The sequence below is a fragment of the Arenicella chitinivorans genome, from assembly GCF_014651515.1.
GTDB classification, from domain to species: domain Bacteria; phylum Pseudomonadota; class Gammaproteobacteria; order Arenicellales; family Arenicellaceae; genus Arenicella; species Arenicella chitinivorans.
This window is the reverse complement of record NZ_BMXA01000002.1, coordinates 135240-153015: the sequence shown is the minus strand read 5'-3', so window position 1 is coordinate 153015 and position 17776 is coordinate 135240. Positions and strand designations below refer to the sequence as shown.

16 protein-coding genes are annotated in these 17776 nt (G+C 50.4%); 9 read left to right on the top strand and 7 right to left on the bottom strand.

The window, feature by feature from the left end; all coding sequences use genetic code 11:
- Positions 1-283 precede the first annotated feature (283 nt).
- On the bottom strand, positions 284-1825 hold the full coding sequence (locus tag IE055_RS05835; protein WP_229794164.1) for a B12-binding domain-containing radical SAM protein: 1542 nt from the start codon (positions 1823-1825) through the stop codon (positions 284-286).
- Between the two features lie 4 nt (positions 1826-1829).
- On the bottom strand, positions 1830-2660 hold the full coding sequence (gene tcdA, locus IE055_RS05830; protein ID WP_229794163.1) for a tRNA cyclic N6-threonylcarbamoyladenosine(37) synthase TcdA: 831 nt from the start codon (positions 2658-2660) through the stop codon (positions 1830-1832).
- Positions 2661-2771: 111 nt separating this feature from the next.
- On the opposite strand from tcdA, the gene IE055_RS05825 reads away from it, so the two are divergent.
- From IE055_RS05825 to IE055_RS05795, 7 genes are all read left to right on the top strand, one after another.
- Complete coding sequence (locus IE055_RS05825) at positions 2772-3599, top strand: TatD family hydrolase (protein ID WP_189399088.1); 828 nt, start codon at positions 2772-2774, stop codon at positions 3597-3599.
- Between the two features lie 39 nt (positions 3600-3638).
- Positions 3639-4400, top strand: coding sequence for a competence/damage-inducible protein A (locus IE055_RS05820; RefSeq protein WP_189399087.1), 762 nt, complete (start codon positions 3639-3641; stop codon positions 4398-4400).
- A gap of 61 nt (positions 4401-4461) precedes the next feature.
- On the top strand, positions 4462-5028 hold the full coding sequence (locus tag IE055_RS05815; protein ID WP_189399086.1) for an RNA polymerase sigma factor: 567 nt from the start codon (positions 4462-4464) through the stop codon (positions 5026-5028).
- Between the two features lie 10 nt (positions 5029-5038).
- Positions 5039-5833: a hypothetical protein gene (locus IE055_RS05810; RefSeq protein ID WP_189399085.1), complete on the top strand. Its 795-nt coding sequence runs from the start codon at positions 5039-5041 to the stop codon at positions 5831-5833.
- A gap of 66 nt (positions 5834-5899) precedes the next feature.
- Positions 5900-7084, top strand: a complete 1185-nt coding sequence (locus tag IE055_RS05805) for a HEAT repeat domain-containing protein (RefSeq protein ID WP_189399084.1) — start codon at positions 5900-5902, stop codon at positions 7082-7084.
- A 2-nt stretch (positions 7085-7086) separates the two neighbouring features.
- Entirely contained in the window at positions 7087-8061 is a 975-nt protein-coding gene (locus IE055_RS05800) for a HEAT repeat domain-containing protein (protein WP_229794162.1), read from the top strand.
- A 341-nt stretch (positions 8062-8402) separates the two neighbouring features.
- Positions 8403-9203, top strand: a complete 801-nt coding sequence (locus IE055_RS05795) for an amino acid kinase family protein (RefSeq protein WP_189399082.1) — start codon at positions 8403-8405, stop codon at positions 9201-9203.
- Positions 9204-9217: 14 nt separating this feature from the next.
- On the opposite strand, the gene glpQ is transcribed toward IE055_RS05795, so the two are convergent.
- The 3 genes from glpQ to IE055_RS05780 all read right to left on the bottom strand — a co-directional run bounded on the left by glpQ (position 9218) and on the right by IE055_RS05780 (position 12747).
- On the bottom strand, positions 9218-10189 hold the full coding sequence (gene glpQ, locus IE055_RS05790; RefSeq protein ID WP_189400251.1) for a glycerophosphodiester phosphodiesterase: 972 nt from the start codon (positions 10187-10189) through the stop codon (positions 9218-9220).
- A gap of 114 nt (positions 10190-10303) precedes the next feature.
- Positions 10304-10894, bottom strand: coding sequence for a DNA-3-methyladenine glycosylase I (locus IE055_RS05785; protein ID WP_229794160.1), 591 nt, complete (start codon positions 10892-10894; stop codon positions 10304-10306).
- Complete coding sequence (locus tag IE055_RS05780; RefSeq protein WP_189399081.1) at positions 10891-12747, bottom strand: MFS transporter; 1857 nt, start codon at positions 12745-12747, stop codon at positions 10891-10893. Before IE055_RS05780 ends, IE055_RS05785 begins: the two co-directional genes overlap by 4 nt.
- A 116-nt stretch (positions 12748-12863) precedes the next feature.
- Between IE055_RS05780 and IE055_RS05775 the strand changes: the two genes are divergently transcribed.
- Together IE055_RS05775 and mnmM are read left to right on the top strand one after the other, a co-directional pair.
- On the top strand, positions 12864-13907 hold the full coding sequence (locus tag IE055_RS05775; protein ID WP_189399080.1) for an NAD(P)/FAD-dependent oxidoreductase: 1044 nt from the start codon (positions 12864-12866) through the stop codon (positions 13905-13907).
- The gene (gene mnmM / locus IE055_RS05770) at positions 13898-14452 is read left to right on the top strand and encodes a tRNA 5-(aminomethyl)-2-thiouridylate-methyltransferase MnmM (RefSeq protein WP_189399079.1); all 555 of its coding nucleotides are present in this window, start codon (positions 13898-13900) and stop codon (positions 14450-14452) included. The genes IE055_RS05775 and mnmM overlap by 10 nt, the downstream gene beginning before the upstream one ends.
- Here the strand turns inward: mnmM and IE055_RS05765 are convergent.
- Positions 14449-16992 carry a G8 domain-containing protein gene (locus IE055_RS05765; protein WP_189399078.1) on the bottom strand — a complete coding sequence of 848 codons (2544 nt, stop codon included), beginning with the start codon at positions 16990-16992 and terminating at the stop codon, positions 14449-14451. The genes mnmM and IE055_RS05765 overlap by 4 nt on opposite strands.
- Positions 16993-17257: 265 nt before the next feature.
- Entirely contained in the window at positions 17258-17698 is a 441-nt protein-coding gene (locus IE055_RS05760; protein WP_189399077.1) for an MBOAT family O-acyltransferase, read from the bottom strand.
- Positions 17699-17776 lie beyond the last annotated feature (78 nt).

Here is a 17776-nt window from a genome sequence, read left to right as displayed (position 1 = left end):
CTCATTGACCTTCATACCCAATCCCCACAATTAACCCGGTTGATAAAATCAAGCAAACCTACAAAGTTGCTTCCCTATCGAGGCGCTACCACTGCCTGCGATAGGTTAATTTATACTGACGATTAAGCTGTGAAACAAACGCTTTTTTGAAAAATGTTCCACACAGAAAAACAATCATAAGCCATTGATTATTATAAGTTTATTTCTGTGACAATTTGCGACATTTGGCACAAATTTGTGTCACCGGGTTGACAATCAGCGCACCGCCATGTCCGTTTTTTGTTCACCGATGACGTGCTTGTCGAGTTGAGTTGCTGCGTCGCGGCTGATGCTCACTGTAACCAGATTTATGCGTAATATTGTCGCCTGTGAGACACTTGGGTATCGACTTTAGTCCCGACTCACGGTGGTCTAAGGTAATATTCGCTTTGAGTGCCTCAGCGTCCACTGAGAGCCTTGAAACTGCTATATCGAACACCAAATCGAACAAGCGCAGCAACGAAATTTTATGAGTTTGTCCAGTCAACTCAAAAATCGCATCGGCCAGCATTAAAAATCGCTCAAATGGTGACGAACTCACGTCTAATATCAAGGGTAGAGAATGCGTAAAGCGCCCAGAATTGCCGATCAAACCCCAATAACGCGCAAATCTTGCCATGGTCTGCACATCGTCGAATGAAATATCCCGATTCGCCACGATGCTGTAGGGCGGGTTCGGATTAAAACGCAGCTCGTGTGACTCGGTATGGCGAATAATAGGCGACCCTTTCAAGCGTTTCAGAATGCCGACCTGAATTTCATGTGGTCGGAGCGCATACAAGGCATCGAAACTGCGGGCAAAACTACCACGATCCTCACCCGGTAGGCCAAAAATCAGATCTGCATGAATATAGGCATTCGTATGCTGCCGAATCCAAGCCAAGTTCTGCTTGGCTTTATCGTTATCCTGACGACGACTAATCAGACTCTGCACTTCGGGGTTAAAGGTTTGAATGCCGATCTCAAACTGCAGACTCCCCGCCGGGAACTGCTGAATCATGGACTTAAGAGCCTCCGGCAGGTGATCTGGAATCACTTCAAAGTGTAAAAACAAATCATCGCCCATGCGATCTAGAAAAAACTGCAGTATACGCAAGCTGTTCTTGATCTTGAGGTTGAAGGTGCGATCCACGAATTTAAAGTGGCGCGCGCCACGCTCGTACAACAAGGCCATCTGCAGCAAAAATTCGTCCAAATCAAATGGCCAAGCGGTTTTATCCAGCGCCGACAGACAGAACTCGCACTTGAACGGACAACCGCGAGAGGCCTCCACATAGAGAAGTCGGTGCTGAATGTCGTCGTCGCTGTACAAGTGATACGGCATGGTAATCGCATCCAGCTTGGGCTGTTCACCTTGAATCACCTTGGCCGAACGGCTCCGACCCGATAACAGATCACGCGCCAAACTCGCAAAACTGGTTTCGCCCCAGCCGGTAATCAGATAATCGCACGCAACAACAATCGGTTGTGATTCATATTCATAGCTGACTTCCGGGCCACCTAGAACCACGATGACATCCGGCGCCACGACTTTTAGCAAACTCACGACCTTTTCGGTTTGCACCACATTCCATATATAGACGCCAAAACCAACAATTTTAGGGTTCGATGCCAGAATCAACTCGACCACATCTTCCGGCCTGGCGTCGAGGGTAAATTCCTGAATTTCACACTGCGCACTCAACTCACCGAGATTCGCCTTTAGATAACGTAGACCAAACGACGCATGGATATAGCGTGCATTGAGTGTGCACAGAACAATTTCCGCCATGTTGTGCCTTGCCATTGAGTTAGTCGCCTTCATGCGCCAACGCATTCAATATATACCCGGCCGCAAGTAAACCGAACGTGGCGGTTACGTGCGTGATAGACCCCAATCCACCGGCACAGCTCAGAGCATTACTTTGACTACCGTCGCCCGATGGCAGAGGTCGTTGCAGACTCACACCGCCGGCGCCATCCGGGAACACCAGTTGTTCATCCGAATACACACAGGGTACGCCAAAGCTGCGTTTAGGGTTTCGTGGCAAACCATATGACTGGCGTAAAAGCTTGCGGGTTCTGGCTAACAGTACATCATGCTGGGTGCGTGATAAATCAGACTGTCGAATCTTGGTTGGGTCTATTTGCCCCCCAGCACCACCAACAGTGATGACCTTGATCTTTGCCACACGGCAATGCGCGATCAACGCGGCCTTACAACGAAAATCGTCAATACAGTCAACCACGTAGTCGAACCGAGAGCACAACAGGTCAGCGACGTTCTCGGGCCGGATAAAATCATCAACTAGCTCAACTGCACATTGCGGATTAATTTGCTTAACACGGTCCTGTAATACGCGAATTTTGTCGCGCCCCACTGTCTCGGAGGTCGCCAAAATCTGACGGTTCACATTCGACAGCGCCACCATGTCCATATCAATCAGCGTCAACCTACCAACAGCGCTGCGTGCCAGACTTTCGACCACCCATGACCCGACCCCACCGACACCAATCACACAGATATGCGCTTGACTAAGCCGTTGCAAGCCCGCATCACCATACAAACGTGCGATCCCACCAAACCGTCGCGCGTGATCGGCGTCCGGTGTTAATTCGCTGTGCATAAGTGGTTCGGGCATCATGGTTCCAAAATAGTTAAAGAGAGGGCATGCTCAGTTGCAGTATAAACGCCTTCATCGTCGCATCAAACCCGCAGCGCTTCGCGTAAATATTTGCGTTACACTTTACCAATGCCGAATACCGAACAGATGATCGATACACATTGCCACCTGGATTTTCCGGACTTTGATCCAGATCGTGGTGCGGTGCTTGAATCGTGCTGTCAGCATGGTGTTTTCGACATCATCGTACCCGCTGTGTCAGCAGACACTTGGCGTCGCACGAGAGAAATTTGCCAAGACAGACACACATCACTGGGGCAGCTCCGACTGCATTTAGCGCTCGGCCTGCATCCGCTGTTTATTGATCAACACCAGCCACAACACCTGAGCGAACTTGATCATCTAATCGCGCAACACCGACCGGTGGCGATTGGTGAGATCGGGCTGGATTTTCATCGCATTGGCAAGCGAGCGGTCAACGACCCGGATAAGCAACTGGCGTTTTTCGATAAGCAGTTAATGATCGCAAAACAACATGCATTGCCGGTCATCATTCACAATCGTAAAGCCCATGACCCCTGCTTGTCTTTGCTGGCACAAACCGGCTTAAGCGGCGGGATCATACACGCGTTCAATGGCAGTATTCAACAAGCGCAGCGTTATATTGATCTCGGTTTTTTGCTTGGTTTTGGTGGCATGCTGACATTCACTCGCTCTCGTAAACTGCGGGAACTGGCTCGGCAGCTCCCTCTGGACACGATTGTTCTGGAGACAGATGCGCCGGATATGACGGTGTCTGCACATCATGGTGAACGTAATAGCCCAGCGTACTTGCATTTCGTGCGCGATACGCTGGCCGAAATTAAGCAGGTATCGCCGGCAGAAGTTGCCCGAGTTACTACGAACAATGTGCGCCGCGTCTTTGCGCTTCACACCACTGACACGCCAACCGATTAACGTACCGACCATTGCAAGTTAAAACCCACGGACATGATTATGCAAAACACGCTTACTGCCGCCGTCCTGTTGATTGGTAACGAGCTGCTCTCAGGTAGCATCGAAGACCGAAATCTCGCGCACATTGCCAAAACATTGGAACCCAAAGGCATCCGGGTGCGAGAAACCCGCATCGTACCCGATATCGCAGACGAAATCGTCGCTGCGGTCAATGCGTTACGCATGCGCTATGACTATGTGTTCACTACTGGTGGCATCGGCCCAACACACGACGACATTACGTCCGACTCCATAGCCGCAGCATTTGGTGTGAACAACGTGGTGCAACCAGATGTGTTTGACATCATCGACAAGTACTTACACGCCAAGGGTGTGGAATTTACCCCAGCCGCGCAGCGCATGGCGCATGCACCCGAAGGCGCGCAGATGATCTACGCGGACCAGTCCATCATCCCTGGTTATCGTATCGAGAATGTGTTTGTCATGGCTGGAGTACCACGCATCATGCGCATCATGCTGGAGGGCATCGTCCGTCACCTCAACACCGGCGTCGAAATTCTGAACCAACAGGTACATGCGAATGTCACCGAAGGGGAGATTGCCGCCCGTCTCAGCGCTATACAAGCCACGCATCCGGAGATTGATATTGGCAGCTATCCACAAGACCCAGATTCGACGCTGTCGCAATTTCGCGTCATCTTTATTGTCAAAGGCACCGCGCGAGATGAAATCGCTCAAACCTGCCAGGAGATTGCTGAAGCGTGTAAGGCGCTGGGGTCGGGCGTCGAGATTGTCGACTGAGGCAACCTAAAAAATTAATTTAAACGCAACCGTTCTCAAAACAGTGCGTCTTACCTAAGGTATGCGCACTGAACACGAACTCATCAAATGTGCCCAGGCGGGCGAGATCCGGGCTTTTGAACAGCTTGTCGAATTAAACAGCGACAAATTGTTTGGTGTTGCCTACCGAATTGTGCAAGAGCAACAAGCGGCAGAGGATTGCGTACAAGAAGCGTTTCTCAAAGCGTATCTAAAACTCGAGACCTTTAAGCTTGAGTCCAAGTTCAGCACCTGGCTATACACAATCACCAGCAATGTGGCGCTCGACATGCTGCGCAAACGCGCAAAGCACCCGCACACTATTGAGCTCAATCCAGAATTGCAAGGGAGCTTGAGCGCACACCAATTTGAGTTTGATAACACGCCAGAGACACACGCGGTCAACAAGAATCTGGCCGGTTTGACACACGCTGCACTCTCGCATTTGAGCGCGGATGTCCGCGCGGCGTTTACCTTACGGCACTATGAAGAGTGCACTATCGAAGAAATAACCCAAATTTTGGGTATCAGCAAAAGCACGGCAAAGAGCCGTATATTCAGAGGTGTTGACCGCTTGCGACAACTGCTACAACCCAAGATTTCAACCTAGGTAGAGACATATGAGACATTGGAAAGATCAAGACTTAGTTCTTTACTATTATGGCGAGCTCGATGATTCATCCGCACTGGAATTGCGTCAAGCTCTGACGAATTCAAGCGACATACAAGCGCGTTATCACGGCATCGCAGATTTCCTCACCCAGCAAAACATTTACGAGCCCCCTCAACCTGATCACAATTTTAATCAGCGCATCATGGCGGGCATCCATCAAGAACATGCACGACAAAATCAGCCTGCGGCCACGCCAGTTAAGCCAAACTGGCTAAAACGACTAAGCATCGGTGTCCAGGATTCAGTATGGGCCAAAACCTTGACGACATCCTTGCTGGTCTTGGCAGTGACGACCGCGGTTTTCAACCTAGGGCGCTGGTCAGCTGAACCCAGCACGAGCAGTAGCTCGGAACACATTGTCCAGTCATCGGACCAATTCGATACTCAAACCAGTCAACGCGTGTTGTATGCCGGGATGCGCACGCACATGGAACATAGCCAGCGCTTATTAACTCGCGTCAGCAATGCCGACCCAGACCTGCAGCGCAACACAGGTGATCGCCAACAGGTAATGGAGGAGCTTATTGGGTTCAACCGGCTCTACCGCAGGTTAGCCGAACAAGCCGGAGATTATCCGTTGGCACGCGTGCTCGAACAGAATGAATCATTATTAATTGAACTCAACAATGTGATACCAGACTCTAACGATCAAACATGGCGATCATTGGAGCAGCGCGTTAATCAAAGCGACCTTGTGTTCAAACTCAAAGTCGCAAACCGCAAGCTAAGCGCAAAAATTTAACCCAGTTTTTTCGAACCAGATTCGATTTACGACGTCAAAGTAGTAAAGCAAGCAGGAGTAAAACTAATGAAATTCACGCCTAATAAAATCGCTGTAAGCACATTGATTGCCATCAGCTTGAGTTCAGCCTTGGCATTCGCCCAGTCAACGCTTTATGAGCAAGGCCAACGCGAACTGGACCAAAAGAACTATCGAGCTGCTGAGTCGACATTTTCTAAGCTCGTGGTCGACGATCCAGCGCGCCAGGACGCCGCACTCTACTGGCTTGCCTACACGCAACATAAACGCCGCCTAGATGACGCGGCACTTGCAACACTGGAAAAACTGATCGATTCCCTTCCAGAGAGCCCGTGGGTCGATGATGCGCTAGCCTTACAAATCGAGATATTGGACGAGCAGGGTGAAACCGGCGAGCTGAGCAGTGATGAGATGAAGCTTTATGCATTGAATTCACTGATGAGTTCGGGGTCAAACGAGTCTCTCGACACACTCAAACAGGTTTTAAACGGACAAAATTCACTGCAGGTCAAACAACGAGCCTTGTTTGTGTTGAGCCAGATAAACTCCCCGGAAGCCTTTGAAATTATCGTGAAGGTTGCACGCGATAGCACTCATACCACCTTGCAGGAGGACGCTATCAATGTACTGGGTGTGGCCGGTTCTGACGCCGCAGTACAACAACTTCATACGCTCTACAACCGCAGCAATGATGCCAAAATCAAATCCAAAGTCTTACAAAGTTTTATGATTTCTGGGGAGTCCGACACACTGGCTCAAATTGCGCGTACCGAGTCAAACAAGGAATTGAAAGCGGATGCAATACACTTGTTAGGCGTGTTATCAGATACCGACACACTGACTAAATTGTACGGTGAGACATCCGGAGTCGATGTAAAAAAACACATACTGGACGCACTTGCGATCGGCCAAAGCTCAGACGCACTCATTGCGGTCGCGAACACGGATACGGACACAGAACTGCAAATTCATGCCATCGAAAGGCTTGGGATTGTTAACGGGCAAACGTCCATTCAAGCCTTAGTGAAGCTGTACTCCGATGCCGAAAAGGATCGCATCAAAGAGACCGTGATCAAAGCGCTGTTTATCCAACAAAACGCAGCAGCCATAGTCAATATCATTGAACAGGAGACCAACTCCGAGCTCAAACGTGACGCCTTAAAATATCTCTCTCTGATGGACTCGGAGCAAAGCAAAACATTCTTCGACCGTATCTTAAAGGAGGCAGAGTAATCATGCACCAGATGAGTAAACACCGTGTCGCCACGCTCATTCTCACCTTCATATTCGCTCAAACCGCCAATGCGAAGACCAATGAATTGACCTCGCTCACCGCGGATGGCTGGTATCAATACCGAGTTCCGATCGCCGACAACGCCGGTTCGCCATGCTGTCAACACACTGGACAATCTGACTTTTGTCAGCTGACAGCGTCCTCACGAAACCTGACCATTAACACATCGCTTACCGCCAAAAACCTAGTGATATTGTTTAAACAGCGCAGCAATCAGATCGAAGACGTTGTGTTGATTGGGGATCACTGCCGGGTAGACTCCGGCGGCCATTCGGTCAAAGAACTGACAAGTGTCACGTCGCAACAAAGCCTCGACATGCTGCAAGCGCTAAGCACAAGCACGGATCACCATCTTGCAACGCTGGTGACCGCGGCGATCGCACTCCACCACGACGATGACGCAACGCAAAGATTAATCCGGATCGCGTTTGATAAGCAGCATGTTAGTCAGCACGATGCCATTTTTTGGCTCGGAGAAGCACGTCGGCACCAAGGTTTTCAGGCGTTGCTGGGACTCATCGAGAACACCGAGCTGCCGATGTCAGCACGTAAGCAGGCCGTCTTTGCACTGAGCTTGTACCAGCATGCCGACGCGGCGAACGCGTTGCAATCGTTGGCTCGAACGCACTCCAACCACCACATTCAGAAAGAGGCCATTTTCTGGGTCGCTGAAAGTAGCCAACACAACGCATTCACACTTTTAAATGACTTAACCGGACCAACGTATCCTCAGTCGATTCAGAAAGAGGCGGTGTTCGGGCTCTCTCGACTAAGCGGCAAACGTGCCACGCCCGCACTCATCAACTTGGTTCAACACGCCCGTAGCAAGGTCGTTAGAGAGGCCGCGCTGTTCTGGCTCGGCCAATCAGAAGACCCGGACGCTCGAGTGTTTCTCACGCAAATTCTAACCCGATGACTCTGCCGCTGGGCGCGACAAATATCACTACTCTAGCGCCCAGCCACCACTATGAGTAATCTATTAATTATTACTAATGGCATCGCCGATATAATTTGATATAGTCGGCATCAAGGCGCCGATTTGACTCCGATTGCGGGCGCGAGAATAAATGCAGCTAAAGTGAGCCCGTGCGAATGTTTTTCGCCCGGTGCTTTTCCTAGCTGTTTGAGTGTGTAGATCGAATTGCAATTGCAACCCAACTCCCTGCTTTATCTCTCGCCGTCGCAAGACGTTCCCCTCTGTCAGAGTCGCGTAATTCGGCCTAATAGTAATTGGTCTAACTTAATCTATTTATTGCGATGTTGATATCTTCACCCAGCGTAGTCCTAAAATTTGGCGGTTCCGTTCTGCACAGTCCAGCTGACTTTCCATCGGTTATGAGTGAAATCCAGGGCTATCTTGATCAAAACATTAAAGTGGTGGCGGTGGTGTCTGCGTTTTATGGTGTAACCGAAACGCTCATTGCGCGGGCCAGCGCCGAGAAAATCGCCGTAGGCAGTGTGCCATACGCTGACCTGGTCGCCAGCGGTGAAATGCGATCCGCACAGGAGCTGACACGCTATCTAATCAAACACGAACTCCCCGCGGCAGTGGCAACACCCAGAGAACTGGGCTTTACCGCGCAAGGCTCACGAACCAGTGCAACGCCAAAGGGTATTCATCCACAGGCCTTACAACAGGCGCTAACTGCCGCATCCGTCGTCGTGGTGCCGGGCTTTTCAGCCATCGATGACCAAGGTGACTGCGTACTGTTGGGACGTGGCGGCAGTGATATCAGCGCCGTTTGTTTGGCAGAAACATTAGGGCTACCAGCCGTGTGTCTACTAAAAGATGTGGACGGCTTGTACGATAGGGACCCGAACCGATTTACCGAAGCAAAACGCCTGACGCGCGTTGATTACGCCACGGCAAAACTATTGGGCGGCGAATTAATACAGCCAGAAGCGATTGAATTTGCGCAAAGTAAGAACATTTGCATCGAGATTGCTGCGATCGGCAAACCGGGGCGATCCGTGATCGGCAACGCAACCAGCGCGCAAACAACGGCATCAGCTCAGGTACCCGCTGACTACATGGTCGCCGATGAATTGATTGCGTGAGCCGAGTTCGCCGTTCAACGCGCAAAGTTTTGCACAACATCAGTAAAGTCGGTGAATAGTCCATCGATCTTGAGTTCATCGAACAAAGTAGATAATAAGTCTTCGACTTTGACACCATCTGGCAGCGCGTCGACTCGAAAAGTATAAGCGTGTACCGCCAGACCCGCAGCATGTGCGCGTGCCACCAGACCGGTTGGCTTACCCGAACCCGGATCAATCAAGTGCGGAATCCACGGACCAATACCCTCAGCGACTTGGGCGATACGCTTCAGCCCGTCGTCGGTTTGCAGCACGGTGTAGTCGGTGCTGGACTCGCCCCAAGTGTTCTCGCCAATCAATTGAATTAGCTTCACCTTGGCGTTTAGCTCAGTCCGCAAACGCTGTGTTTCGGCAAAATCAAAACACTGGACATAGATTTTCTTGGACGCATCATCCAATCCGTGCTGCCGTAGAATATTAAGCACGATTTTGCTGATGTCGGCACCTTGCACTCGATGCCAGGCCGGTGACTTGATCTCTGGGTAGTACCCGACCTGTTTGTCGAACTGGCGGTTGAGCTGCGCGATCAGTTCTAATTGCTCCTCAAAGGTAGCAATTTTAAATTCCGCCTCACCTTGATACCGATCCTTAAATACCTGGGTGCCGTCCAGTTGACGCCGCTCATGAACCGTCAATGTCTTGAGTTCAGCCAGTGTGAAATCAAAGGCATAGTAGCGTCCATCATCACGCCGACGGTCCGGAAAAAGCATGGCCACGTTGGTCACCGTATCCAGATGAATATCGTGCAACACCACGGGCACCAAATCGCGAGTCAGAACCAAATCCTGCTCCACATAGTCAGCGCCCTGAGCAAAGGCCAAGGTGGCAGCCTCCAGCGTATGCTCTGGCAGATAACCAGAGGCACCACGGTGCGCGATCACCTCTGGCTTAGCGTGTATCACCGGCACCAACAACACAACGAGTAAAGCGCATATAAAGGTTGGCATGGCGGCACGGTGCCTGCGCACCCAGCGAGCCTGGTGTTGTCCCATTTTGAGGTTCATATTTTATCCTTCTCCGATCTATCAACAATCTGAGGTCGCAAGTCTGCTCCATTCATCCTACCCGGTGATTGCGTTATATCGATGACAATCCACCGTGTGATCGACCACCATGCCGCACGCCTGCATAAAGGCGTAACAAATGGTGGAGCCCACAAACTTGTACCCTTGTTTCTTAAGCGCCTTGCTCATGGCGTCTGATGCGGCACTGGTGGCTGGCACGTCGGCCAGTGTTTTGGGTGAGTTAATCTGTGGCTTCCCATCCACAAACGACCACAGCCACTCTGAAAACGTCGGCCCCTCACCGGCTTCCGCGCGCGCTTGCATCGCCAAGTAACGCTGTGCGTTGACGATAAACGCGTTGACCTTCAACTTATTACGAATGATGCCGGGGTCGGCGAGCAGTTCGGTGCGCTTTGCTTCATCGTAGCGCGCTATTTTTTCAGGGTCGAATTGATCAAATGCCGCACGATACGTCTCCCGCTTTTTAAGAACGGTGATCCAACTTAAGCCCGCTTGCGCGCCTTCTAGGTTCAGCATTTCGAACAACTCTCGGTCGTCGTAGGTCGCCACGCCCCACTCCTCGTCATGGTACTTGCGATACAAGTCACTGCTCTCACACCATTGGCACCGTCTGATTTGCTCACTCACTTTTCTTCTCCACGTAAAGCCAGTACTTTTTCTTGTAATACCAGTCTGCTGGCATCCTGTGGCTCGATCGGGTCTCCGACCACCACGGTCAAACGTCGCATAAACGCTGTTGGCAGCCCTTTTAACGCCCGCCCTCGTTTACGAGACGACCACGTTCCCCACATTCCACGCAGCGCCATGGGCACAACGGGCACAGGAGAGCGCTTAAGAATGGTGTCGATGCCTGGTTGAAATTTGCTCATCTCACCATCCCGTGTAATCGTGCCCTCTGGGAACACCACCACTAGCCTGCCAGCTGCCAACTCTTCTGCTACACGATCAAACGCATGGTCGACGAGTTCCGGGCGCTCTCGACGATTGCCGATCGGTATCGATTTCAACCCTTTAAATAAATACGTGAATACAGGCGCTTCGTAAAAGCTATACCACATCACAAAACGTGCGGGTCTGGGTAACTCGCCGAGTAAAATCGCAGGATCAAAAAAGCTCACGTGATTGCACACTAACAACGCAGGCCCATCACGCGGTATTTTGTTTAAGCCTTGCGTATCAATGCGGTACACCAAGTGCATCAATATCCAGCTCAAGAGACGAAAAAAGTACTCTGGAATTTGATAAAAGATATAGCCAGCGACAATTAAATTCAGGATGGCTGCGATCAGGAAAATATCCAGCACGGTGAAGTCCAACGCCAGCAAGACTGCGCCGAGTGCACCAGCCACCACCATAAAGATCGAGTTGAAAATGTTATTCACCGCGATCACGCGAGAGCGCAGCTTCTCATCGCTGCGTGTCTGCATAAATGCGTACAGCGGCACAATGAATAATCCGGCGCTGAACGCAATCATGGTTAAATTGAAAATAACCCACCACGCGCCAGGCACATTCACCAGTTCCGTCAAGGTTCTCAACGTATCGGCACTTTCAATCGTTGTGCGACTCAACTGCCAAGTAAAAAAGCTAATACCCAGTGCGCCGAAAGGCACCAACCCCATTTCGACACGACCTCGTGAAAATAAGGCACAGGCGAACGAGCCCAGACCAATACCAACGGAAAACGTAGCCAATAATAGCGTGGCCACTTTGGCATCACCGGCCAACACCTCTTTGGCAAACACTGGAAACTGGGTCAGCACAATCGAACCAAAAAACCAAAACCAGGAGTTCGCAAGGATCGTCATAAACACCGGCTTATTGCGCCGTGTCATGCGAATAATGTCGATACTGCTAGACCAGACATTGAATGACAAATCGAGGTCCGGCGAGGCAGCTGGTGCATTCGGAATTGCGCGACTAGCCAGATAACCGAGAATAGCAAAGCCAATAATACTGGCCATCAACCAATACTGAAGGTCCAGATTGCTGGCTAGGGTACCCCCTAAAATCGTCCCTAGTAAGATGGCAATAAACGTACCCGACTCAACATAAGCGTTGGCATTGAGTATTTCATCATGCCCGACATGTTGAGGCAGAATACTGTATTTGATTGGCCCGAAAAACGCGGACTGAGCGCCGAGTGAAAACAGGACAAATAGCATCGCAGGTACATGCTGAAAATATAAGGCGACACTGCCAGCCAACATGATCACGATTTCAGCAAGTTTGATGCGCTGAATCAGATGTGCTTTTTCGAATTTATCGGCCAACTGACCGGCAATCGCACCAAACAGAAAGTACGGTAGGATAAATGCCACCAACGCGATATTGATAATGATGCCCTGATTCTCTTTGGCAAGAAAATAGGTGATCAGAATCGCGAACGCATTACGGTAAATATTGTCATTGAATGCGCCTAGAAACTGCGTACAAAAATACGGTAGAAACCGCCGAGAACGCACCAGATGTTGATCCATAGCCCCGCCTGTTCCTTACGAACTTGCCACTGCCAGTTGGTGGTAATTGTTATACTTATTATTCATTCAGGCAGACTATCACAAACCTCTGTCATTTAGATTAATCGTATTCGCTTATGTCTGCACCACAACTTGATTTTTTGATAGTCGGCCAAGGCTTGGCGGGGTCGATTCTGGCGCTCAATCTGCGACGACATGGCAAATCTGTGCTGGTGATTGATAACGATCACTGTGGTAGTGCAAGTCAAGTCGCGGCCGGTTTGATTAATCCGGTAACCGGGCATCGCCTGAATTTAACCGAGAACTTTGATCACTACTGGCCGGTGGCGAACGCCTTCTATCAATCGTTCGGCCAATTGACCGGCAGATCAGTGCATCGAGACGTCACTCAGTACCGTCGCATCAAACACCCTGGACAGCTGACTTACCTCAACAAGCGTTTGCAGCAACGAGAGTATCAATCACTGCTGTCGAGACACATCGACAGCCCATTTTTAGCGACGGAGCCACACAGCTGTATTGAAGTGCACCAGACCAGTGCCGTAGACACGCCTACCCTGCTATCGCAAACCAAGTCTATGCTGCTTGATCAGCGCGCTTATTCGGCAAGGAAGTTTAACTATCATGAGCTCTCCGTGAACCATGACGGCGTAAGTGCTCACGGAATTCGAGCGGGTACAGTTATCTTCTGCGAAGGCTATCAAGCGATCCACAACCCGTGGCTCTCAACCTTGCCTTTCAAACTTGCTAAAGGTGAGATTCTTGACGTCGAACTGTCCGCGCCGTTGCCGGGCATGTTGAGTTGGGGTAGTTGGTTGATACCAAGTTCGACTGACACTGTCAACGCGCGACTCGGGGCCAACTATGATTGGCAGGACTTGAGCCTTGATCCAACGCCCGAGATTGCTCAGAAACTGCAAACCAGCTTGCACCAGCACACCGGCCTGAAAGCACAGGTCACCGCACACCAAACTGGGATACGACCAACCACCAAACAACGTCGTCCATTCATAGGCCCTACTCGTTCGCTGGATCATGCCTATTGTTTCAATGGCTTTGGCAGCAAAGGTTGTTTGACCATTCCATACTACGCCAATTTATTGTGCGACCACCTAATCAGCGGCAAACCGTTGCCAGAGGAACTGACTGAATGGCTCTAACTCATCAAGCACATCAGGCGATTCGCACACATTTTCAAAACCGACCTCTCGATTACGCGGTCGACGCGACCTGCGGCAATGGTCACGACACCGTCTTTCTGGCCAGCCTTGCCCGCAAACAGGTCTGGGGATTTGACGTGCAGTCGGGCGCGATCGAGGCCACTCGAACCAAGCTGACAGCGGCAAACATCCAGCACGTAAACTTAATTCACGCGGGACACGAAACCATGCAGCAACATATCGATCAGCCAATCGACTGCATTATGTTCAACCTCGGCTATCTACCACGCAGTGATAAAACCATCACCACCGAAGCAGACTCAAGTCTGCTCGCCTTAAATCAATCAACGAAAATGCTGAACCCTGGCGGGTTGATTTCGCTCTTGTGCTACCCCGGGCACGACGCTGGCGCTGTTGAGACACATGCCGTTCAATCTTGGCTAAGCACGCTCGACCTGCAGCAGTGGTGTTGCCAACAACTCACCGCGCGCGAGCCTAAACCAACGTCGCCGATATTATATTTGCTCTATAAAAACGACGTTTAATCCTCATCCAGCAACAAGTAGATCACGGGAGACATATTGCTCTCCGTTACTTCTCTTGGCGGCAAACTCGGGGGAGTAACCGGCGGGGGACCAGGATTACCGGGATCTCCAACATCAGGCGTATCGACCACATTTCCGTCAAAATCTAACACGTTACCGGAAAGCACGTCTATGTAAGTCAGCGTACCGTCTGGCTGCTTCGCCTCAGTTTGGAATTGCGACAGAAAAGCGTCTGTAAACCCAGAAAGCTGCAGTTCAATGACTATCGGCGTGTGTTTTGCTGTAAACCGATCAGTTACCCAAACCACCACCTCAATCACCCAATCGCCATTCGGCTTTTGCAGAGCACCGTGCATTTCAAGTAACTTTTCAGCCGGCACATATCCGCCGTCGTCTAAAATATTAGTGGCAATTCCCTTATCGCTATTGTTGGTATATCCCAGTTCATAGTTCTCGATAAAATAAACACCGTTTTTTTGCGATAGCCAGACGTTTTCACCCAGCGCATAGTCCCCCATGCTATCGGTGATGGTGCCATCCACAAATACCTTATCGTCGTTGGGTGCCAAAGTTAGATCAGACTGCGCACTCAATACAATCTCAGGAGTCTGGTTTAGATTTACATCATTGGTGGTCTTAAAAGGATGATCGAACATTCGCCCATCGACTTCGGTACCATAAAATGGGGCCTTTAAATTCGTGTTGTTATTACTAAAAGACACGTTCACGTACTCACCCAGATTATTGAGACCAGTGTCATTGATGCCGGTTCTAAAATTTTCGATATGCACGTCAATGAGGGAGGTCCCCTCGGATTTCTTGGTCATTTTTACCGCAGAACCAGCGCCACTTTCCGACCCAATCAACAAAGAATCTTTGATAATGTAATCGGCTGTATACGAGAAAAAATCGATGGCATGGCCGGTAACTTGCCAAGCGGTAAAATCGACGATGTCACTGCGAACATCCGACGTTAACGAATAACCTCGTCGGTGCCCTGAATCTAAAGCGATGCCGACTGCAATCGCGGTATTCCCATGGAAACCAATAAGATTGCCGCTGGTACCCGCCGCAATTGGCAACAAAGGCGTTGGATTGAAGGGGTCTAGAGTACTGTCGAATCGGTCAAACGATGCAAGTTCTTGAAGCCCGGTAAATTTCCAGCCGTAGTTGGCGTTGGCGGCGATGTTATCCTTTTGCAATAACGAGCGTGCAGTGGATGAATACGCTTCACCCGAGTGTCCAAAGTCACCCAGTTTCTCATCACGATTCACAGTGGGGTTTTCACCATCCCCGTAGACGTCAGTGACTAAATTTCCGACCCATTGACCGGTTTCATTGCCATCCTCAGCAGCAATCCCTGCACCTTTGATATTGAACACGACATTATAGTCAATCGCTGCATGGGAACTATGATGGGTAATCCCCCAGCCCGGGTTGTCGTGAATAGAATTCCCATAAGCAACTGCCAGTGCGGCGTTTTCGCCCACACCCAACTCATGAAAATGAATGGAATAACGCCCAGAGATATTGTCACTGCCATCGAGCGCAATGCCATCTGCATCCAATGGAATACTTTTGTCTGTGCGCCCCAGTCCAGCGAACTCAGCAAACCGTATGTCGGTGTACTTATTCATGAACATAGCGTGCCCACGCGCGCCGCTGGGGTTTTCAGATGACAGTCTAATATTACGTGTGGTGTTAGCAACGTAAAGGTTGAGGTTCGAGTGACCAAGTGGCGTGATGTGATTGAACGTCAACGCAGCATCCAGCGTCGCCATACCATTAGCATCAATGCTTACGATCTGCCGCAGCTCGTCTTCCGCTTTAGATTCACCATTTGTGCCGACAATCAACAGCTCATCACCGATCTGCCAGGTAGACAGGTCACCGTTTAACTGAAGGGTATTGCTACCAGCCAGTGCCGGTGATTTCAAGGTGGTGTAAGGAAGCTTACTCGCGCCGTGGATTTGCACTTTGCCTGTCGCAACCAAGCCGTTACCAAACTGGCCGGGGTCAACCGTTTTGTTTATTGGCACATCAGCGAATATCAGTTCTGCCTTTTTATCTGGCTGAATCGGATTAGTAACCGTGCCGATCTCTAACTCTGATGCCATACTGGTGATCAAGGATTGCAGGACTAATTTTGTGTTGCTCGTGTGGTCAAAACTCAGCCTACCATCGACACGCACCACCGAGAGCGCCACACTTGAGTTCGCATCGTAGCGGATCAACCGTCCTTCCGGAATATACACATTGGCTTCGGCGCTAGGCACTGATCCCGATGACCAGACCTGCGGATCCGTCCAGTCGCCACTATTGATCGCCGTATGCGTTGCCTGCTCCGGCAACAAGAGTGCTAATACCGCTTCATGCTTTTGATGAAGTTCATTCGCCAGCACCGCTGATACATAGCTCGCACATATCAAACTCCCTGCGAGCACACATCTTTTCAACGCGAACCGTGCCCACTTAACGGTGCACGTTGCCTGCGGGGTATAATACACAAAGTACGAAAGTGATCCGCTGAGTCTAACCATTTCAATCTCCGTGATAGCTACTCTGAAAATGTTACCCCTCATTCCAATCTAGCACATGTTTGCTCGCACATACTTGATTTATATGCACTTAATCCTGTTTTCCAGAACAGAACCAGATATCCTTGCGCAGGGAAGCTAGGACGAAAATGCCGTCTGCGCCGCTCTCGGCATACTTTATCCGCTAGGTGACGGTTCCCGACCAGCAGACGTCTGACGCAACCCGCGCTCGCAAGCAAACATCCTGTTTGGCGTTTATGTTAGGGGCTTAACCCAACACCCATTGCGTTAGGGCAAGCGGCAACAAAACAAAGCTCAGATTAATCGTACCCCGTAGCCACCAAGGCCGAGTATGGTACCGAACCTCCACGGCCTCAGTGATCACCACCAACAACCCCATAAGAAAAAACCAAAAGCTAAAGAACACTGACACACGCCACTTAAGCAACATGATCGCCAAATCATGTAAAGCGCCACTCACAACAAAGGTCATCACGATCGCGACTGGGCTCGGGCAATAGGAACTGAGTGGACGCATTACATAGCGGGCTAAATAATAGCCCCAGATCGGATTCCAGTAGTGCCAAAACTCAGAGAACCTACCGGCCCCAAACGCTCGATACAACATCGCTTGGAGTGAGCCTTGCGCACCCAGGGCAAGGCCATTGCGGCGACGCACATACTCTGACAATGTGGTGACTCTTCTCATGTAAAAGTTCGTAGGGGGTTAATAGCCTGCGTAGGATACCAGTCAACAGCACAAACAAATCGATGACCGAATGGTACT